16 protein-coding genes are annotated in these 19381 nt (G+C 69.6%); 2 read left to right on the forward strand and 14 right to left on the reverse strand.

The features are described 5' to 3' along the window. From KBI44_04230 to KBI44_04250, 5 genes are all read right to left on the reverse strand, one after another. On the reverse strand, positions 1-1673 hold a 1673-nt coding region (locus KBI44_04230), incomplete at its 3' end, for a hypothetical protein (protein MBP9143671.1). Positions 1674-1791: 118 nt separating this feature from the next. Beyond that, positions 1792-3723 (reverse strand): hypothetical protein, encoded by a 1932-nt coding sequence (locus KBI44_04235; GenBank protein ID MBP9143672.1) that lies wholly within the window; start codon positions 3721-3723, stop codon positions 1792-1794. A 71-nt stretch (positions 3724-3794) separates the two neighbouring features. Beyond that, the gene (locus KBI44_04240; protein ID MBP9143673.1) at positions 3795-5468 is read right to left on the reverse strand and encodes an MBL fold metallo-hydrolase; all 1674 of its coding nucleotides are present in this window, start codon (positions 5466-5468) and stop codon (positions 3795-3797) included. After that, the gene (locus tag KBI44_04245; GenBank protein MBP9143674.1) at positions 5465-6421 is read right to left on the reverse strand and encodes a DUF1684 domain-containing protein; all 957 of its coding nucleotides are present in this window, start codon (positions 6419-6421) and stop codon (positions 5465-5467) included. The genes KBI44_04240 and KBI44_04245 overlap by 4 nt, the downstream gene beginning before the upstream one ends. Positions 6422-6446: 25 nt before the next feature. After that, positions 6447-7190 carry an isoprenylcysteine carboxylmethyltransferase family protein gene (locus KBI44_04250; protein MBP9143675.1) on the reverse strand — a complete coding sequence of 248 codons (744 nt, stop codon included), beginning with the start codon at positions 7188-7190 and terminating at the stop codon, positions 6447-6449. A 112-nt stretch (positions 7191-7302) separates the two neighbouring features. On the opposite strand from KBI44_04250, the gene KBI44_04255 reads away from it, so the two are divergent. Next, complete coding sequence (locus tag KBI44_04255) at positions 7303-8436, forward strand: bifunctional methionine sulfoxide reductase B/A protein (protein ID MBP9143676.1); 1134 nt, start codon at positions 7303-7305, stop codon at positions 8434-8436. A gap of 346 nt (positions 8437-8782) precedes the next feature. Beyond that, complete coding sequence (locus tag KBI44_04260) at positions 8783-10216, forward strand: aspartate aminotransferase family protein (GenBank protein MBP9143677.1); 1434 nt, start codon at positions 8783-8785, stop codon at positions 10214-10216. A gap of 4 nt (positions 10217-10220) precedes the next feature. Here the strand turns inward: KBI44_04260 and KBI44_04265 are convergent, their stop codons facing one another. From KBI44_04265 to KBI44_04305, 9 genes are all read right to left on the reverse strand, one after another. Continuing rightward, entirely contained in the window at positions 10221-10718 is a 498-nt protein-coding gene (locus KBI44_04265; protein MBP9143678.1) for a 3-isopropylmalate dehydratase, read from the reverse strand. Positions 10719-10740: 22 nt separating this feature from the next. After that, positions 10741-12027 (reverse strand): 3-isopropylmalate dehydratase large subunit, encoded by a 1287-nt coding sequence (locus KBI44_04270; GenBank protein ID MBP9143679.1) that lies wholly within the window; start codon positions 12025-12027, stop codon positions 10741-10743. 11 nt (positions 12028-12038) lie between these two features. Continuing rightward, positions 12039-13238 (reverse strand): CoA transferase, encoded by a 1200-nt coding sequence (locus KBI44_04275; protein MBP9143680.1) that lies wholly within the window; start codon positions 13236-13238, stop codon positions 12039-12041. Positions 13239-13257: 19 nt separating this feature from the next. Further along, a complete protein-coding gene (locus KBI44_04280; GenBank protein ID MBP9143681.1) occupies positions 13258-14211 on the reverse strand; it encodes a hydroxymethylglutaryl-CoA lyase in 954 nt (317 codons plus the stop codon). A gap of 25 nt (positions 14212-14236) precedes the next feature. Beyond that, entirely contained in the window at positions 14237-15355 is a 1119-nt protein-coding gene (locus KBI44_04285; protein MBP9143682.1) for an isocitrate/isopropylmalate dehydrogenase family protein, read from the reverse strand. A 204-nt stretch (positions 15356-15559) separates the two neighbouring features. Beyond that, complete coding sequence (locus tag KBI44_04290; protein ID MBP9143683.1) at positions 15560-17020, reverse strand: trimethylamine methyltransferase family protein; 1461 nt, start codon at positions 17018-17020, stop codon at positions 15560-15562. Beyond that, a complete protein-coding gene (locus tag KBI44_04295) occupies positions 17017-17745 on the reverse strand; it encodes a hypothetical protein (protein ID MBP9143684.1) in 729 nt (242 codons plus the stop codon). Before KBI44_04295 ends, KBI44_04290 begins: the two co-directional genes overlap by 4 nt. After that, positions 17742-18686 carry a homocysteine S-methyltransferase family protein gene (locus tag KBI44_04300; GenBank protein ID MBP9143685.1) on the reverse strand — a complete coding sequence of 315 codons (945 nt, stop codon included), beginning with the start codon at positions 18684-18686 and terminating at the stop codon, positions 17742-17744. Before KBI44_04300 ends, KBI44_04295 begins: the two co-directional genes overlap by 4 nt. After that, on the reverse strand, positions 18683-19327 hold the full coding sequence (locus tag KBI44_04305) for a cobalamin-dependent protein (protein MBP9143686.1): 645 nt from the start codon (positions 19325-19327) through the stop codon (positions 18683-18685). The genes KBI44_04300 and KBI44_04305 overlap by 4 nt, the downstream gene beginning before the upstream one ends. Positions 19328-19381: the final 54 nt, after the last annotated feature.

The raw sequence follows: 19381 nt of genomic DNA on the forward strand, positions 1-19381 counted from the left end.
ACGCCGTGGCAGTCCTGGCAGGTGTTCGGGAAGCCGCTGTGGCTGGGATTGCTGGCGCCGGTGAAGTCGGTCTGATGGCAGGAGAAGCAGTCCGAGGGCGTTCCGGCGTAGCCGTTGCGGTGGCACGAGGTGCAGGAGGCCGAGCGGTGAGCGCCGTTCAGCTGGAAGCCGGTCGAGTTGTGGTCGAAGTTCGCCGGCTGCCAGGCGGAGACGCCGTGGCAGTCCTGGCAGGAGTTCGGGAAGCCGGTGTGACTCGGGTTGCTGGCGCCAGTGAAGTCGCTCTGGTGGCAGGAGAAGCAGTCGCTGGGCGTGCCGGCGTACCCGGTGCGGTGACACGAGGTGCAGGAGGCCGAGCGATGCGCGCCGTTCAACTGGAAGCCGGTCGCGTTGTGGTCGAAGCTGGCCGGTTGCCAGGCGGAGACGCCGTGGCAGTCCTGGCAGGAGTTCGGGAAGCCGCTGTGGCTGGGGTTCCTCGCGCCAGTGAAGTCGCTCTGATGACAGGAGAAGCACTCCGAGGGCGTCCCGGCGTAGCCCGCGCGATGGCACGAGGTGCAGGAGGCCGAGCGATGCGCGCCGTTCAACTGGAAACCGGTGGCGTTGTGGTCGAAGGTCGCCGGCTGCCAGGCGGAGACGCCGTGGCAGTCCTGGCAGGAGTTCGGGAAGCCGCTGTGACTGGGATTGCTGGCGCCGGTGAAATCACTCTGATGGCAAGAGAAGCAGTCGCTGGGCGTGCCGGCGTACCCGGTGCGGTGGCAGCTCGCGCACTCGGTGGAGCGGTGGGCGCCGTTCAACTGGAAGCCGGTGGCGTTGTGATCGAAGAGCGCCGGCTGCCAGGCGGTGACGCCGTGGCATTCGCGACAGGTGTTCGGAAAGCCGGCGTGCACGGGATTGCGGGCGCTGGTGAAGTCGGTCTGATGACAGGAGAAGCATTCGGTCGGAGTCCCGGCGTAGCCCGTGCGGTGGCAGGTCGTGCACTCGACGGTGCGGTGGGCGCCGAGCAGCTGGAAGCCGGTCTGGTTGTGATCGAAGGTCGCCGGTTGCCAGGCCGAGACGCCGTGGCAGTCCTGGCAAGTGTTGGCGAAGCCGGCGTGCACGGGGTTGCGGGCACTGGAGAAGTCGTTCTGATGGCAGGAGAAGCACTCGGTTGGTGTGGCGGTGTAGCCGTTGCGGTGACAGGAGACACAGTCGACCGAACGATGAGCGCCGTTCAGCTGGAAAGTGGTCCGGTTGTGATCGAAAGTCGCCGGTTGCCAGGCCGAAACGCCGTGGCAGGTCTTGCACGCGGTGGAGAACCCCGTGTGGCTCGGGCGGGTCGCGCGCCGGAACGCCGGCTCATGGCAGGCGAAGCAGTCGGCCTTCGCCTTGGCCGCGGCGAAGTCGAGCGTCGCGTGGCAGCTCTTGCAGGAAGCGCCCGCATGCGCGCCGGCGAGATCGAAGCCGGTCGTCGCGTGCTTCCACGGCAGCGGTGACTGGAGCTCGGTCCAGTCCTCCATCGAGTGGCACTCGGTGCACGCGATCTTGATCGCGCCGTGCGGGCTGTCGGAGGCGGACTGGGCGGCGAGAGGGGTGAGCGGGAGGAGCGCCGCGATGCCGCACAGGATCGCAGTCCGGCGCGCGACGGCTCGCAGGGGGGACGAGGTTCTCCGCGGGAGCTGGAGCTGCGCACGATTCATCCCGGCATCTTGTAGCGACAGCGATGAACCCACTATGAATGCGGGCATTCCCGCTTTGTAGAAAATTGCCAGAGTTGTGAACGGGACATGAACGAGGGCTGCGCGATGCCGTCCGCGCTCACTCCCGACCGCGCGGATGACACTGGTAACAGGCCCGGCTCTCGTAGACGTAGCCGCCGACCTCGCGGTGCTCCGGGTTGGTCTCGCCCTGGCTGTGCTCGTGGCAGAGGACGCACTCGAAGTGACTGTAGTTCCCCGAGCTCACGTGGCACGAGGAGCACGGCAGGTCATGGCGTCCCGAGGCGATCGGAAAGAAGCTCTCGTGATCGAAGGTCGCCGGCGTCCACCCGTTCACGCCGTGGCAATCCTCGCAACTGGTCGGGAATCCCGCCGTGGCGTGATTCGGATTGCGCGTCGCGTTGTATTCGCCCTGATGGCAGGAGAAACAGGCGGAGGGCGTTCCGGAGTAGCCGTTGCGGTGGCACGACGTGCAGGCGGCGGAACGGTGCGCGCCGGTGAGCGGGAAGCCGGTCGTCGCGTGATCGAAGCTCGCCGGCTGCCAGGCGGTCACGCTGTGGCAGTTCTGGCAGGTGGTCGGGAAGCCCGTGTGGCTGGGGTTCGAGGCGCCGTTGTAGTCGCTCTGATGACAGGACAGGCAGTCCGAGGGCGTGCCGGCATAGCCGTTCCTGTGGCAGGAGGTGCAGGCCACCGAGCGGTGCGCCCCGTTCAGCTGGAAGCCCGTGCTGTTGTGATCGAAGCTCGCCGGTTGCCAGGCGGAAGCGGAGTGACAGTTCTGGCAGGAGGTCGGGAAGCCCGAGTGGCTCGGGTTGCGGGCGCCGTTGTAGGCGCTCTGATGACAGGAGACGCAGTCCGCGGGCGTACCGGCGTAGCCGCTGGCGTGGCAGGAGGTGCAGGCGGCAGCGGCGTGCGCGCCGGCGAGCTGGAAGCCGGTGGCGTTGTGATTGAACGTCGCCGGCTGCCAGGCGGAGACGCCGTGGCAGTCCTGGCACGAAGTGGGGAAGCCTTCGTGGCTCGGGTTACGGGCGCCGTTGTAGGCGCTCTGATGACAGGAAAAGCAGTCCGCGGGCGTGCCGGCGTAGCCGTTGCGATGGCAGGCGGCGCAGCTGGTCGAACGGTGCGCGCCGGTGAGCGGGAAGCCGGAGTTGTCGTGGTCGAAGAGCGCCGGTTGCCAGGCGGTGAAGCCGTGACAATCACGGCACGTGTTGGGAAAACCGACGTGGCTCGGCTCGGTCGCGCTGGTGAAATCGGTCTGGTGGCAGGAGAAGCACTCGGACGGCGTGCCGGCGTACCCGGTGCGGTGGCAGGTCGTGCATTCGACGGTGCGGTGGGCGCCGACGAGCTGGAACCCGGTCTGGTTGTGATCGAAGATCGCCGGCTGCCAGGAGGCGACGCCGTGGCAGTCCTCGCAACTGGTCGCAAAGCCGGCGTGCACGGGATTGCGGGCGCCACTGAAGTCCCGTTGATGACAGCTCCAGCAGTCGGAGGGCGTCGCCGTATAGCCGTTGCGATGACACGAAACACAGTCGAGCGAGCGATGCGCGCCGTTCAGCGGAAACGGGGTCCGGTTGTGATCGAAGGTCGCCGGCTGCCAGGCGGCCACGCCGTGGCAGGTCTTGCAGGCGGTGGGGAAGCCGGTGTGGCTGGGTCGCGTGGCGCGGCGGAACGCCGGTTCGTGGCAGGCGAAGCAGTCGGACTTTCCCTTCTCTTTGGCGAAGTCGAGCGTGGCGTGGCAGAGCCTGCAGGCGGTGTCGGCGTGCGCACCGGCGAGATCGAAGCCGGTCGCCCCGTGCCGGTAGGGAAGCGGCGACTGGAGGGGTGTCCAACCCGCCGTCGAATGACACTCGGTACATTCGGCCGCGAGCGCGCCGTGGGGGCTCGCCGATCCGGCCTGCCCCAGGATCGGTACGGCGGTGAGGAGAGCGAGGCAGGCGACCCAGCCGGCGAGAGTGCGGAGCGTTGTGGCGGGATCGGGCGCGGTGCGAAGGCGTCGCGATGTCCGGCGAGAGCGCGCAGAGTCCTGGCTGTCCATTCCGCCATGCTTTCGCAGCAGAGGTGAACAGGATGTGAACGCCGCCAGCGTCGCGGCGTCGACGCCCCGGCTCAGGGGCGGATGCGGCCGAGGCGCTCGAGGCGTGCGAGGTGGGCCAGGATCTGGCGCTCGGCGAGCGGAAAGACCGCGGCGGCGATCTCCGGATAGACGCGCGGGATCATCGCCTGCGGCTCGCGCACGCCGGCCTCCCAGCAGGCGAAGATCTGTGCCTCGCGGGCCAGGCGGTGGTCGCGATACTCAGTGAGCTTGGTGACGCTGTCGAGCAACGGCGCGCCGTGACTCACGAAGAGCGTCCGCGGCGCGAGCTCGCGCAGGCGGTCGAGCGACGCGAGGTAGAGGTCCATGTCGCCCTCGGGCGGATCGATGACGATGGTTCCGAAGCCGGCGACCATATCGCCGGCGATGAGATCGCCGGTCGCCTCGACCTCGAAGCAGAGGTGGCCGCCGGTATGTCCCGGGGTGTGATGGACACGCAGCGCGAACGGCGGTGTCCCCTCGAGCGCGACCCGCTGCCCGCCGTGCAGCCAGCCGTCGAGGGCGATGCCGCGGCTGCGCAGCCGCTCCGCGGTGAGCGGATGGCCGAACACCGGCACCCCGAGCGCCCGGCGGAGCATCTCGACGCCGCCGACATGGTCGGGATGATGATGGGTGAGCCAGATCGCCCCCACCTTGCGTCCGAGTTGCGCTGTCGCGGCCTCGAGCGCCGCGAGCAGGCGCTGGTTCTCCCCTTCGAATGGCGATCCTGGATCGACGAGCACGCACTCGGCCGTGCCCAGCAGGTAGGTGTTGGTGTGCGCCGCGGGCGGCAGGGTCGCCGCGGCGAGCGGAAAGAGCACGATGCCCGAGCGCAGCTCGATACGGCGCAACGGCCCGAGGTTCGCCTCCGAAGTGTCGAGCAGCCGGGCCCCGGCGGTCTCGGGGCTCTCCTCGGCGAGAACTCGGAGCAGATGGAGGATCGGCGGCGCGGCGAGCGCATGCCCGGCGTCGAGACGGTCGAGGGCGGCGCGCGGTGGAATCCACTCGCCCTCCTCGCTCTCCGGAGGAATGACCCGCGGCTGGCCGTCCTCGGCGCGCCATTCGAGGAGGAAGAACCGGTTGTCGAACCGCGCCGGCGAAAACGGCGGCGTGAGCCAGCGCCCGGCAAAGCGCAGGCGGGAGGCATCGAGCGCGAGGCCGTTCTTCTCGAGCCAGGGGCCGAGCGACTTCTCGCCGGCCAGTTGAGTCCGGCGAACCTCGGAAACCGGGAAACTCGTGACAGTTACCTGATTTCCGCCACCGCTATGAGAGCTCTTCGATCCCGCGTGCCGCGCGGAAATCAGGTAACTGTCACGAATTTCCCCTGCTGCCGGACAGGCGATGAGGACACCTGTCTCTTCGAACAGCTCGCGCAGCGCACAGGCGACGAGGCCGGGAACCAGATCCGGCTCACTCGGCGACCCCTCCGCGTCGGCGTTCGCCGGGGTCCAGCCCTGCGGCGAGAGCCCCTGCGGCATGCCGGCGACCGGCAAGTCGGCATCGCCTCGTTCGAGCCCGCCGCCAGGAAAGGCGTGCCAGCCGCCCATGAACGGCAGCACCTCGCCGCGCTGCAGCCAGAAGAGCTCGAGCTCGCCCTCGGGGCGGCGCCTGTAGAGCACGACGGCGGCCGAGGGCCGCGCCGGCCGGGGCGCGGCCAGCTCGCCGCCAGCTGCGGCCAGCACCTTCTCGTAGAGGCCCCCGCTGGTCACGGCTTGGCGTCGTGTCCGGCGAAGCTCTTCTCACCGGCCTCGATGCGCAGCGGCAGGCGGTTTTCGCGCGGCGGCAGCGGACAGGTGGCGTAGGGCGTGAAGACGCACGGCGGGTTGTAGGCGCGGTTGAAGTCGAGCTCCACCCGGCCTCCCTGCGGCGGATCGGTGTAGAGAAAACGCCCGCCGCCGTAAGTCTCGCGCCCGTTGGTCTTGTCGCCGAAGACGAGGAAGAGCCGGCCATCGCCGGTGTCGTCGAGCGCCAGCAGGCGGTGCTCCTGGCCGTCCACCGTGAAGACGACGTGGCCCGGCGACAGGATCGGCTCGTCGAAGCCGAGCGCGTTCGGAATCGGAATCTCCTTGACCTCGGCCGCGGCCTCGAAGCGCCCGGCGATCTTCCACTTGCGGTCGAGGGGGAAGTAGTCGAGGCCGCGAAACGCCTTGAGGGTCGCGGCCGCACTGTCCTTCACCCGGATGCCGAGCCGTTCCCCGCGCCGAATGGCGTAGAAGGAGAGGCTGCCGTGCTCGAGCAGGGTCGGGGCGGCGTCGCCCTGGGCGTCGGCGTCGGAGACCAGGGCGAGGGTCGTTACCGGGGCGCCCTGGTGGGTGATCGCGACGCCCTTCTCGGCGCGGAACTCGAGTTTGTGCTGCGCTCCCGTGCCGGTGAGGCGCAGGGTTCCGAGCCGCGCTGGCGCCTTGCCGACGGGCAGGGGGACGCCGCTCTTCGGGTCGCTGCCGATGCTGTTGTCCCCTTCCTTCAGCCACCCCAGGCCGACCAGCGTGAGCCAGCCGTCGGGCCTCTGGAGTCGCTCGAAACGGTTCTGCTTCCAGGCGGCGACCTCCTCCTCCCAGGTCGGCGCCTTCTGGGACGGAACTGGGGGGGCTGCCTGGGAGCTGGCGCTGGCTGCGGCGACGAAAGCGAGGAACAGGCAGAAGGCCGGGACGGTGCGCGTCATGGTCGGAGGATCTCCCGCTCGAAGACTACTTCAACAGGCGCGGGAGCAAGGACGGGACGCGCCGCCTGTGCTCCCGGTAGGCGTCGCCGAACGCGCGCTCGAGGTCGCGCTCTTCGAAAGCCAGGCCGACGAAGAGATAGATCGTCAGGACTCCGACGAGCAGCAGGCGACCCTGGCTCATCGTCGGGGTCGACCAGATGGCGAGGAGCGAGCCGGTATAGACCGGGTGGCGCACGTGGCGGTAGATGCCGCGGATCTCGAACGGTGGCGCCACATAGGGCACTCCTCGCGCCGCCGACAGGGACTGCCGGAGTCCGAAGAGGTGCGTGCTGTCGATGGTCGTGAGAGCCACGACGACGATTCCCCAGCCGGCCGCCTGGAGAACCCAGAGCGCCGCGCGGAGAGCTGCCCAGCTCGCCGGAAGGTCCCACACCGGCATCGGCAGCGGCTGCCAGACCCAGCAGATCAGACCCATTTGAAGGCCGGCGACGAGCGAGTAGAGGCTGCGCTCGAGCTCCGGCGGAAAGATCGCCGCGAGGCGAACTTTCACCGCCCGGCGCGCCAGGAGGCTGTGCACCACCGCGAAGGCGAGGAGCAAGGCCAGATCGACGGTCAGCGCGCGGCCCGGGAAGCCGGCGGCGGGGGACAGTCCGCTGTCGATTCCCTTCGGAACCAGGAGGTTGGCGAGGAAGCCGCCGAAGTAGAGCATCGACAGGAGCGACGCCAGGTAGCCGGCCAGGCCGAAGGCGAGATAATGCGGGCGCTGCATGGGGCGATTCTCTCCCATTCACCCACCCATCCGCGGTGGGGCGCGGTGGCGTAGGACAGAATGGAGGGAGCGCGCTGAAACCGCCGCCCGCAGCGCGCATCCAATCACTGCCATGAAAAGTCACCGCCTCCTCGCTCTCGTCCTGACCGCCGCCGTCGCGCTGGTTGCCGGTCCCTGGCTGCTTTCCGCCCTGCAACGTCCGGGTCCGAGCGCGCTCGCGGCCCTCGGTGCGGGGGAGCCGGCCACCGGCGCGGCGGCGACGCCGTCGGCTTCCAAGAAAGGAAAATCGATGTCGAACTTCGCCAAACCTTCGGACGCCGAGCTCAAGGCCCGACTCACTGCGCTGCAGTACGAGGTGACGCAGAAGGAGGGCACGGAGCCGTCGTTCCGCAACGAGTACTGGAACGAGAAGCGCGCCGGCATCTACGTCGACATTGTCTCCGGCGAGCCGCTCTTCTCGTCGCTCGACAAGTACGACTCCGGGACCGGCTGGCCGTCGTTCTCGAAGCCGATCGACTCCGGGAGTGTCGCGACCAAGACCGACAAGGGGCTGTTCATGACCCGGGTGGAGGTGCGCTCGAAGCAGGCCGATTCCCACCTCGGCCACGTCTTCGACGACGGTCCGGCCCCCACCGGCCTGCGCTACTGCATGAACTCCGCGGCGATGCGGTTCATTCCGGTCGAGAAGCTGATCGACGAAGGTTACGAACAGTACCTGCCCGCCTTCGAGAAGGCCGGCGCGCTGGCCAAGGACTCCGGCGAGCGCGAGACGGCGATCCTCGCCGGCGGCTGCTTCTGGGGCATGGAGGAGATCCTGCGCAGCATCCCCGGCGTCGTCGAGACCGAGGTCGGCTACACCGGCGGCACGGTCGCCAACGCCACCTACGCCATCGTGAAGAAGGGCGACTCCGGCCACGCCGAGGCGGTCAAGGTGATCTTCGACCCGCGGCGGATCTCGTTCGAGCAGCTCCTCGGCTGGTTCTTCCGCATGCACGACCCGACGACGAAGAACCGCCAGGGCAACGACATCGGCACGTCCTACCGTTCGTCGATCTTCTACACCAGCGCCGCGCAGCAGAAGACTGCCGCTGAGGTGCAGGCGCGCGTCGACCAATCCGGCAAGTGGAAGAACCCGGTGGTGACCGAGATCGTCCCGGCCGGGGACTTCTGGTCCGCCGAGGAGTACCACCAGGATTACCTGGTCAAGAACCCCGGCGGCTACACCTGTCACTACCTGCGCGACTGATCTGCGGGGACACTTCGCAGTGACACGTTCTTGCCCTCTGAGACGCGTGCTCGGGGTCCTGTCCGGCCCGTCTCCCATGGGTGCTCGCTGAAGAAGCGCTCCGCGCCCATGGCAGCCCTCGGTCCGGCCACCCCTCGTCGGTAAGGTCGAGAAAGAAGAAGTTTGCTTCTCGTACCGTGAGGGCGCTCTGGCGCTCGGGATCCAAAGTGGGCGACCACGCCTCAAATAGGAGCCCGCTTTGGATCCCGAGTGCCGGAGCGTCACGCCCAGCGCTGTTGGAGGGGCTCCCGGACCCTAACTTTCGACAGTGCCTGCGGCCCCGGGTGCGGACGGTAGACTTCCACGAATGAGCTCACGGGACCTTCTGCGCCGCGCAGCGGAGATTGCCAGCGATTACCTCGAGAGCCTGCCGGAACGTCCGGTGGGCAGCAAGGCGACGGTGGAGGAGATGCGCCGGGCGCTCGGCGGCGCGTTGCCGGAGGCGGGGGAAAACGCCGATTCGGTGCTCGAGATCCTGGCGCGCGCCGCCGATCCCGGCATCGTCGCGACCGCCGGGCCGCGCTACTTCGGATTCGTCGTCGGCGGCACCCTGCCGGTGACCGTCGCCGCCGACTGGCTGACCTCGACCTGGGACCAGAACGCCGGCCTGTTCGTCCTCTCGCCGGCGAACTCGGCCGCCGAGGAGACCGCCGGCGGCTGGCTGCGCGATCTCTTCGGCCTGCCTGACGGCGCGAGCGTCGGCTTCGTCACCGGCTGCCAGGCGGCCAACTTCGCGGCCCTGGCCGCCGCCCGCCACGCCCTTTCGCAGCGCTTCGGCTGGGATGTCGAGGCCCGCGGCCTTTACGGCGCGCCCGAGATCGAAGTCGTGGTCGGCGCGGAGGCGCACGTCACCGTCCACACCGCGCTGCAGATGCTCGGGCTGGGTCGCGAGCGGGTGCATCGCGTGGCGGTGGACGGCCAGGGGCGGATGCTCCCGGCGGACCTTCGGGCGACGCTCGCACCGCTCGCCGGACGCCCGACGCTGGTCTGTGCACAGGCCGGAAACATCAACACCGGGGCGTTCGATCCGCTCGCCGAGATCGCCGACCTCACGGCGCCACACGGTGCCTGGCTGCATGTCGACGGTGCCTTCGGACTGTGGGCCGGGACGAGCCCCGAGCTGCGCCACCACGTGCGCGGACTCGAGCTCGCCGACTCCTGGGCCACCGACGCCCACAAGTGGCTGAACGTCCCCTACGACAGCGGCCTGGTCTTCTGCGCCCATCCGGAGGCTCACCGCGCGGCGCTCACCGCCCACGCTGACTATCTCGAGCAGACCGCGGGCAAGGAGCGCGATCCGTTCGAATGGGCCCCCGAGTTCTCGCGCCGGGCGCGCGGCTTCACCGTCTGGGCGGCTCTGCGCCATCTCGGACAGCGCGGCGTCGCCGACCTCGTCGAGCGCTGCTGCCGCCACGCCCGCCGCTTTGCCGAGCTCCTGGCGACGCCGAGGCGCGTCGAGATCCTCAACGAGGTCGTGCTGAATCAGGTGCTGGTGCGCTTCACGCCGGCAGGTGAGGGGCCGGGAGAGTCGGGAGGGCCCGGCGCGGATGCCGCGGCGGGCGACGAGTACACGCGCGAGGTCATCCGTCGCGTTCAGGCGGACGGCACCTGCTGGCTCTCGGGGACAACCTGGCGAGGCCGGGCGGCGATGCGCATCTCGGTCTCCAACTGGTCGACCACGGAGTCGGATGTGGATCGCTCCGCCGCCGCCATCCGGCGCGCGGCAGGGCTCCCGGGCTGAATCGCTATCCCTGCGGACGCGCCTGCAGGAGCTTCCGGGTGTAGGGAATCAATCCCCCGGCATCCATGATGCCCTGACGCGCCGCGGGCATCTTCACCTGGGCGAAGGTTCTGCCGGACGTCCGGTTCACGACCTGGTCCGCGGTGAGCTCGAGCTCATCCCCCTCCTGGGCCTCGAGCTCCGGACACAGCACGACCTTGAGTCCGAGGTTGATGCTGTTCTGCAGGAAGATGCGCGCAATCGACTTCGCCACCACCGTGACCTCGTAGCCCTTGAGCGCCGAGCAGGCCTGCTCGCGGCTCGAGCCGCAGCCGAAGTTCTCCCCGCCGACGATGATGCTGCCGGCGGGAAACTCCCTGGCCTTCAGCCGGGCGTTGAACTCCGCGCGGTCGGAGAAGGCGAACTGCGGCGTCTCCGTCGGCAGGACGGTCGCCATGAAGCGCCCGGGATAGATGTCGTCGGTGCTGATGTCGTTGCCGAGCTGGATGATGACCTTGCCCATGAAGGACTCCTGACTCGCGGCGTTAGACGGTTCTGGGATCGGTGATGACGCCGGTGATGGCCGAGGCGGCGGCCACGGCCGGGCTGCACAGGTAGACCTCGGACTTCGGGTTGCCCATGCGGCCCTTGAAGTTGCGATTCGTCGTGCTGAGCGCGGTCTCGTTGTCGCCGAGCGCGCCCTCGTGCACGCCGAGGCAGGGCCCGCAGCCGGAGTTCATCACCACCGCGCCGGCTTTCATGAAGTCCTGGATGTAACCGTTTTCCAGCGCCTGCTGAAAGATCCGCCCCGAGGCCGGAAAGACCAGCATCCGGGTGCCGGTCGCGACCTTCTTGCCGCGCAGGATCGCCGCCGCCACGGCGAGATCGTCCAGGCGGCCGTTGGTGCAGCTGCCGATGACGATCTGCTGCACCTTCGTGCCGGCGACCGCGCTGACCGGCTTCACGTTGTCCACCATGTGGGGGCAGGCGATCTGTGGCTCGAGCCTCGAAACGTCGACCTCGACCGTGCGGACGTAGTGCGCATCGGCATCCGGCGCGACGCAGGGGATGGCCTCGGTCACGCCCGACTCCTCGCGCAGATAGCGCACGGTCTCTTCGTCGCCGGGGACGATGCCCGAGGTGGCGCCGGCCTCGACGCTCATGTTGCAGACGGCGATGCGCCCGCTGGTGCTCATCCGGCGAATCGTCTCGCCGTGGAACTCCAGCACCTTGTAGTTGGCACCCTGCGCGGTCAACGCGCCGATGATGTGGAGGATCAGGTCCTTGGCGCCCACCAACGGGGGGAACTCGCCGTTCACCACGATCTTGATGGTCGCGGGCACTTCGATGTTGACGGCGAAGCCCAGACTCCAGACCGAGGCCATCTCGGTGGCGCCGACGCCGAAGCTGAAGGCGCCCAGCGCGCCGTGCGTCGTGGTGTGGGAGTCCGTGCCCACGACGACATAGCCGGGGCGGACGTAGCCGTATTCGGGGAGGATCTGGTGGCAGATTCCTCCGACGTCGCCGCGGATGTCGTGGAACTTGGTGATGCCGTTGGCGGCGGTGAACTCGCGGATCTTCTTCTGGTTGGTCGCGGTCTTGGGCGACTCGGCCGGCACGCGATGATCGAAGATGATGGCGACGCGCGACGGATCCCAGACCCTGGGCTCGCGACCCGTGTCCGCAAAGATCTCCTGGAACTGGTTGATCACCAGGGCGGCATTCTCGTGCGACATCGCGAGATCCACCTTCGGCTCGACGACGTCCCCGGCGACGGTCGACTCCAGGCCGGCAGCGCGCGCGAGGATCTTCTCGACAACGGTCATTCCCATGTTGGCTCCTGTCAGATGACGCCTGCGGTCTTCCATCGGGTCTGCTCGTCGGCGGAGATCCCGAGCGCCGTGTAGACCTCGCTGTTGTGCTCGCCCAGGGTCGGCGGTGGCGTCTCCACCGTGCCCGGTGTCTTCTCGAACAGCGCCGTGAGGCCGAAGACCTCGATGTCGCCGAAGCCCGGGAGGGGCAGCTTCTTCAGTACGTCGCGGTGGGCGAGCTGCGGCTGGCGCAAGGCCTCCTCGAGGCCCAGGATGGCGCCGCTCGGAACGTCGGCGGCGTTGAGCCCGGCCACCCAGTCCGCCGTGGTCCGAGTGACGAGCTTCTCCTCGAGCAGCGCAGTGAGATCGCGGCGGTTCTTCTTGCGCGTGTCACGCTCCGCGAAGCGCGGATCGGTCTTGAGCTCGGGCAGCGCCAGGACGTCGCAGACCGCCTCCCACTGCTCCTGCTTGTTGGCGGCGATGTTGATGTGGCCGTCTCGGGTCTTGAAGGTGCCACTCGGAGCGGCGGTGAAGTTGTCGTTCCCCATGAGCACCGGCTGCTGCCCTCCGATCAGGAGGTTGGCGGCGACCCATCCCATCAACGGCAGGATGCTGTCGAGCAGCGCGACGTCGATCGACTGGCCCTCGCCGGTGCGTTGGCGGTGGAAGAGCGCCGCCAGGATCGCGAACGCCGCGTTGAGGCCGCCGACCGTGTCGCAGACCGGGAAGCCGGCGCGGAGCGGGTTCAGGCGCTCGTCGCCGTTCACCGCCATCTCGCCCGAGAGCCCCTGGATGATCTGGTCGTAGGCCGGATGGAGCGCGTCGGGGCCGGTCTGCCCGAAGCCGGAGATCGCGCAGTAGACCAGACCGGGGTTCGCCGCCGCGAGAACCTTGTACCCGAGACCCAGACGATCCATCACGCCGGGCCGGAAGTTCTCCACGACGACGTCCGCGTCCTTCGCCAGGCGCAGGAAAATGGCCTTGCCCTCTGCGCTCTTGGTGTTGAGGGTGATCGACCTCTTGTTGCAGTTCTGGGCGATGAAGCTCGTGCCCATCAGGCGCTTGTTGAGCTCCGGCAGGATGCCCAGCTTGCGCGCCAGGTCGCCGTCTTTCGGGTTCTCCACCTTGAGCACCTCGGCGCCGAGGAGAGCGAGATGGAGTGTCGTGAACGGTCCGGAGAGCACGTTGGTGAGGTCGAGGACCTTGATGCCTTCAAGAATGCGCTGAGTCATGTCGGCTCCGTCGGGTTTCTCAGCCGGCCGGAGCGCCGGAGGGCACTGCGGCCGGCACTTCGGTCGGGACCGGACCGATCTTGTAGACGCAACCCGGAAGGTCGCGCCCGAGAAAGGCCGCGACATCGCGCGCCACGGCGAGGAGGATCTCGAGGTCGATCCCGCCGCAGTGTCCGACGGACTGGCCCGAGCGCTGCAAGGCGTGCACGAGGTCTTCGGTGGCGACGTTGCCCGCCGCGACTTTCGTGAACGGACAGCCTCCCAGTCCGCCGAAGCTGGTCTCGACGGCGGTCGCGCCAGCCTCGATCGCGGCGTAGACGTTGGCCATTCCGACGCCGTAGGTGTTGTGGATGTGGGCGGTGATCCTGGCGCCGGGCGCCATCTCCAGGATGCGGCGCACGTAGGAGTCGACCTGTGCGGGATGGGCGTGCCCTGCCGTATCCGCGAGGCTCACGGCCTCGAGACCCGCGGCGAAGTAGGCCGCGACGATCTCCATCACCCGCCTCTCGGGCACCCGCCCTTCGAAGCCGCAGCCGAAGGCGCTCTGCACGCTGACCTGGACCTCCCTGCCCGACCGTTTCGCCTCGAGAGCCGTGGCGACGATGCGTTGGGTGGCTTCGGCCGTTCCCATGCCGGTGTTCTTGCGACTGTGGGTTTCCGATGCCGACACGCCGAGGCAGAACATCTCCACGCCGCAGGCGAGCCCCCTCTCGAGGCCCCTCTCGTTGAGCACCAGCCCCGAGAGCATGGCGCCACCGGGGCGCCGGTTCGCGGTGAGGCGGCGGAACAACTCATCGGTGTCCGCCATCTGGGGCACTTTCTCCGGATGGACGAAGGAGCCCACCTGCACGATGTCCAGGCCGCTCCCGATCAGCCGTTCGAGCCAATCGAGTTTGATCTCGGTCGGGACCACCTGCCTTTCGGCCTGCAGACCGTCTCGCGGGCCGACCTCATGAATCTGAATGTGTGCCATCTGCGAGCCCCCTTCGGGCGCCGGGTCAGAGCTTGCGCGCGATGGCTTCGCTCATCTCGAGCGTGGAGGCGTTGCCGCCCATGTCGTAGGTGCGCACGCGGCCTTCGGCAATGACGGCCGCGGTCGCCGCCTCGAGCTTCGCCGCCTTCTCGGTTTCGCCGAGCCAGTCGAGCATCATCTTCGCCGAGAGAATCATGGCGATCGGATTCACCTTGTACTGTCCCGCGTACTTGGGCGCGCTGCCGTGGCTGGGCTCGAAGACGCCCAGTTTCGCGCCGATGTTGGCGGAGCACGCGAACCCCAGGCCGCCGATCATCTGAGCCGCGAGGTCACTCACGATGTCGCCGAAGAGATTCGTCGCGACCAGGACGCTGTAGCTCTGGGGATTCTTGAGCAGCCACATCGTGATGGCGTCGACATTGGCGTCGTCCATCGCGATCTGGGGGTATTCCTTCGCGATGCGCTTGCCGGTCTCGAGGAACATGCCTTCGGTGGCGCGCACGACATTGGCCTTGTGGATGATCGTGACTTTCGGACAACCGTGCTGTTTCGCGTACTCGAAGGCGGCGCGGATGATCCGGTCGCAGCCTTTCTGGGTGTTGACCTTGCAGGTGATGGCGAATTCGTCGCCGGGAATGTCGGCGAAGTGCGCGAACGGCTTACTCAGCTTGAGGAGCGCCGTCTTCAACTCGTCGGGGACCGGACTGAACTCGACACCGGCGTAGAGCCCCTCGGTGTTCTCGCGGAAGATCACGAGGTCGATGCCATCCTTGTAGTTCAGCGGATTGCCGGGATAGGCCTTGCAGGGCCTGAGGCAGGTGAAGAGGTCGAACCGTTGCCGCATGCGCACGATCGGGCTGCGGTAGGTGAGGCCCTTGCCCTGTAGGGCGGGTATCAGTTCGGCTTCGGCATCTCTCGCCGGCTTCGAGGTGATCGCCCCGAACAGCGCCGCGTCGCTCGCCTCGAGGAGGTCGATCGTGCGCTGGGGGAAGGACTCTCCCTCGGTGCGCCAGAACTCCCATCCGATATCGCCATGGGAATAGTGGGCGTCGAATTTCAGGGCGTCGAGACAGATCCTCGCGGCTTCCATCACCTCGACGCCGACACCGTCGCCGGGTAGCCACGCAATTTTGTAGGCACTCATAGGAAGCTCCTGCGCCCCGGAGATCACCTGGTCAGTTCGGGCCGGCCGGGGCTCTCGGCGCCGACCCTCTCGTCGCGGCTTCGATCATGCTGGTTCCGAGGGACCGGATCCGCCACCCGGAAGGGCTGGTCTGCCGACGCTGATGGGGTGTTCCCCGCGCCGACCGAGTGCCGGCCGCAGCGGAAGGTTGCCGTGAGGGTCGCGTTAGACGACGGGCAGGGAGTGGACGCCGTGGCGCGCGGCGTCGGCGCTCAGGATGGCGGTGAGCTCGGCGGCGGTGTCGTCGGCGAGCGGCGAACCGGGCGGCGGCCGGCGCGCGAGCTCGGCGCGGGCACGCTCGACGGCGCTGGTCGAGCCCGCGACCACCCAGTCGCCATGGCTCTCGCGGTCGATGAGCGGCGAGGCAATCTGAAGCTCCGCCTTCCATCGGCTGCGGGTGTGTGGGTGCGACAGCAGCTCCCCGGTGCGCACGAGATCCCCGAGCAGATCGAGCGTGGTGTCGCAGGGCGCGCAGTCGATGCCGCGCGCGCAGCGCAGCGCAGCGCGACAGGCTTCGTGATCGAGCAGGAGCTTTTCGAGCGACTGCGAGAGCAGGAAGTCGAGCAGCCCCGGCCCGGAGACGAGGTCGATCCCGGCCAGCGCACCGAGCAGGGCGCCGGTCGCGCTCTCCATGCCCGCCTGGTAGTCGGCGATCTTGGCGTCCGATAGCCCCAGATAGCCGTGGGTCGGCAGCCCGAGCGCCCGCCCGACCCGCGCGTTCGCGACGTTCAGCATGGCGCTTTCGATCGCCCCCATCGCCGCGCTGCCGTGCCGCATGTCGAACGCCGACGGCGCCCCTCCCCAGACCAGCGGCGCCCCCGGACAGGCGAGCTGGTGGATCGCCACCCCGGCCAGGTTCTCCGCGGCGAGCTGGACCAGCGCGCCGCGCAAGGTGACCGGCGCGGTGGCGCCGGTCATCGGCACGGCGACGAGGTTGGCCGGCACGCCGGCGCGCGCCGCGTCCATGAGCGCGGTGGCGGTCAAGTCGCTCCAGGTGAGCGGCGAGGTCGGGCAGCAGTCGAAGAGCGCCAGCGGCCGCTCGCGCAGCGCCCGTTCTCCGCCGCGGACGGCTCGGAGCATGGCGAGCATCGGCGCGAAGCCGTCCGTCGAGAAGGTGCCGGTGACGACCGGCTTGGCGCCGAAGCGCAGCGCGAGGTAGAGGCGCCAGCGATCGGCGATCGCGTCCGGGACGTCGCCGGGAACGAGCGCGGTCGCCTGCGCGGCGTAGGCCGGCAGGCCGTCGACCAGCCGCACCAGTGCGATCACGTCGTCGGTCGTCGCCGCGCGACGGCCGGGCGCCCGGGAGCCCGCTTCCGCTCCGCCGTCGATCCGGTAGATCGCGGCCGAGCCCGGGTCGAAGCTCGTGCGGCCGCTGCCGAGCTCGACGACCGCAGAGCCCGCGCGGTCGTAGAGCGCGAATCGCGGGGGGGCCGTGGCGAGCGCTGCGTGGACCAGCGTCGCCGGGAGGAGGACCCGGCCGTCGCGCTGCACCGCGCCGGCCGCGAGCAGGAGCGTGGTCGCAGCTTCCGTCTCGATCCGCACGCCGATCCGCTCGAGCACCCGGAAGGCCTCCTCCAGCAGGAGGTCGAGCTCTTCCCGGGAGAGCAGCTCCAGGCGCGGTCTCACGTCGCGGCGTCCTCTTCGGCGGCGTGCGGCGCTCGGCGATAACGGCAGCTCTCGAGCTCGCAGCGGGCGCAGCCGGAAAGACCGGCGAGCGGTCGCGCGTCGGCCCCCAGCCACATCGCGAACGAGACCGACTTGCGAGGCGTCATGAGGAGCGAGTGTTCGAGGTGCACGCCGATCTCGCGGTGCGGCAGGCGGGAAAACAGCGCCGGCTGCGAGGCGAGCGGCCACTTCCCGTAGCCGGGGCTGATGCGGCAGGAGATCGCCGCGACCCGCGCGCTCTCGCTGGCGCCTTCGGCGCGGTCCTCCATGGCACCCGTGCCGCCGCTCAGACCGCCCAGACGGGCGATGATCGCCGCCGACATGCGGTCCGCCGCCTCTTCGGCGGCAGCGCTGCCGCAGGCGTCGAAGATCAGCGCCGCCGTCGCGTCACCCACCGCCATGCGATCGGAAGCGGCCTCGACGATCGCCGCACCGGCCGTCACCAGGCCGATCACCAATCCGCTCGCCGGGACCGGCGCGAGGCCGACCTCGGGCGCCTGCTCTACGGCGAGCGTCGTCCAGACGCCGCGCCCCCGGACCAGGCTGCGCGCCCGGGCGAGGCACTCTTCGAGTTTGGCCGCGACCCGCGCCTGGGGCTCGCGCCCGCGGGGGTAGCCGAGAAAGTGGAGGACGTCGGAGCGCAGCAGGGCGAGCGGCGTCTCGAGCCGATGCACCGGCGCGCTCACCGCAGGCGCCGTTCTGCCAGCTCCGCCGCCAGCGCGGCGATGAATCGCGGATCCGTGCCGCAGCAGCCGCCGACCGCGAGGTTCGCTCCCGCGCCGACGGGCCGGGCAGCGCCGGTTGCGCTGACTTCGCTGGATTCGGTCACTGCGCTGGCTGCGATGCCGGCGAGATCGGCGGCGAACTCCTCCGGCAGCTGGTCGTAGACCGCCTGGCCCTGCGTGAGCGACGGCCTGCCGGCGTTCGGTTGCAGCAGGAGGGGTCCGTCCCAGACCTGGCGCGCGATGCCAGCCAGGGCGCGGAAGCCGGCGCTGGTCAGGGTGCAGTTGGCGCCGACCGCGGTCGCCCCGGCGGCACCGAGCGCCGGCAGCGCCTCCTCGAGGCGATTGCCCATGACGGTGAAGAAGCCGCGCGGCTTGTGCTCGAACGTCAACGAGACGCAGACCGGGATGCCGGGCGCGGACTCGAGGAGAGCGGCGAGCGCGATCTGCGCCTCAGCGAGGTCGCTCATCGTCTCGACATGGAGCGCGTCCACGCCGGCGGCGGCGAAAGCCCGCCCGAGCTCGAGGAAGCCGCGCCGGAACACCTCGGGTTCTCCCCGGCCGACCGGCGGCAGGTACTCTCCGGTCGGTCCGACGTTGCCGATCACGTAGCGTGCGCCGGCCTCCCGGGCGAGGGCGGTGGCGACGGTCGCGACTTCGCCGGCGCGCCCGGCGAGCCCGGCGGCGGCGAGACGCAGCGGATGGGCGCCGAAGCTCCCGGTCTGCACCGCGTCGCTGCCGGCGTCGACGTACGCGCGGTGCACCGCGACGATCTCGTCGCCGCGTTCGAGAGTCCAGCGTTCCGGTGCCACTCCCGGCGGCAGGCCGCGCGCCATCAGCATCGAGCCCATGGCGCCGTCGAGCAGCACGACCGGCCCGCGCGCCAGGCGCCCGGCGAAGCTCACGCGAGCAGCCCCTCGGCCGCGGCCACCGCGCGCAGCGCGTTCTCGGCATGGGCTGCGCCGAAAGAGGCCGCCCACTGTGGGCTGGTCGGCGCGCCGCCGACGAGGAGACGCGGCTTGCGCGCCAGGTCGGAGGTGGCGATCGCCGCGGCGAGCCGGCGCTGCTCGGGCATCGTCGTGGTGAGGAGGGCCGAGGCGGCCACGATGTCGGCGTCGATCTCGCGCGCCTTGGCGAGGAAGCGCTCGACCGGCACGTCATGGCCGAGATCGTGGACCTCGAAGCCGTGGGCGGCGAGCAGCACGCCGACCAGGCCCTTGCCGATGTCGTGCAGGTCGCCCTGCACCGTGCCGAGAACGACCCGGCCGCGGGTGAGCGCACCGGCGCGGCTCGCGGCCAGCGCCGGCAGGACGACTGCCATCGCCGCCTTCATCGCTTCGGCGCCCTGCACGAGCTCGGGCAGGAAGTACTCGCCCTCCTCCCAGAGCTCACCGACGCGGCGGATGCCGGCGGCGAAGCCGTGCTCGACCGCGGCGACGAGGTCGTCGCCCGAGGCGACCAGCTGGAGAGCGAGCGCCCGCGCCCGGGGGGCGTCGCCCTCGACCACCGCGTCGCGCATCTCGGAGACCGCAGGAGTCGGCGGCATGCCCGGAGGCTAGTCGCGTTTCCCCCCCGTCTCCCACCCCCAAACGGGCAGGAG

The organism is Thermoanaerobaculia bacterium (assembly GCA_018057705.1).
In the GTDB taxonomy this organism is placed as follows: domain Bacteria; phylum Acidobacteriota; class Thermoanaerobaculia; order Multivoradales; family JAGPDF01; genus JAGPDF01.

What these genes read in the sequence shown, in the direction of transcription:
- KBI44_04305 (MBP9143686.1), bottom strand. Translation starts at nt 19,327, where the DNA reads ATGCCGCCGACTCCTGCGGTCTCCGAGATGCGCGACGCGGTGGTCGAG.
- KBI44_04275 (MBP9143680.1), bottom strand. Translation starts at nt 13,238, where the DNA reads ATGACTCAGCGCATTCTTGAAGGCATCAAGGTCCTCGACCTCACCAAC.
- KBI44_04250 (MBP9143675.1), bottom strand. Translation starts at nt 7,190, where the DNA reads ATGCAGCGCCCGCATTATCTCGCCTTCGGCCTGGCCGGCTACCTGGCG.
- KBI44_04265 (MBP9143678.1), bottom strand. Translation starts at nt 10,718, where the DNA reads ATGGGCAAGGTCATCATCCAGCTCGGCAACGACATCAGCACCGACGAC.
- KBI44_04235 (MBP9143672.1), bottom strand. Translation starts at nt 3,723, where the DNA reads ATGGACAGCCAGGACTCTGCGCGCTCTCGCCGGACATCGCGACGCCTT.
- KBI44_04260 (MBP9143677.1), top strand. Translation starts at nt 8,783, where the DNA reads ATGAGCTCACGGGACCTTCTGCGCCGCGCAGCGGAGATTGCCAGCGAT.
- KBI44_04270 (MBP9143679.1), bottom strand. Translation starts at nt 12,027, where the DNA reads ATGGGAATGACCGTTGTCGAGAAGATCCTCGCGCGCGCTGCCGGCCTG.
- KBI44_04280 (MBP9143681.1), bottom strand. Translation starts at nt 14,211, where the DNA reads ATGGCACACATTCAGATTCATGAGGTCGGCCCGCGAGACGGTCTGCAG.
- KBI44_04285 (MBP9143682.1), bottom strand. Translation starts at nt 15,355, where the DNA reads ATGAGTGCCTACAAAATTGCGTGGCTACCCGGCGACGGTGTCGGCGTC.
- KBI44_04245 (MBP9143674.1), bottom strand. Translation starts at nt 6,421, where the DNA reads ATGACGCGCACCGTCCCGGCCTTCTGCCTGTTCCTCGCTTTCGTCGCC.
- KBI44_04255 (MBP9143676.1), top strand. Translation starts at nt 7,303, where the DNA reads ATGAAAAGTCACCGCCTCCTCGCTCTCGTCCTGACCGCCGCCGTCGCG.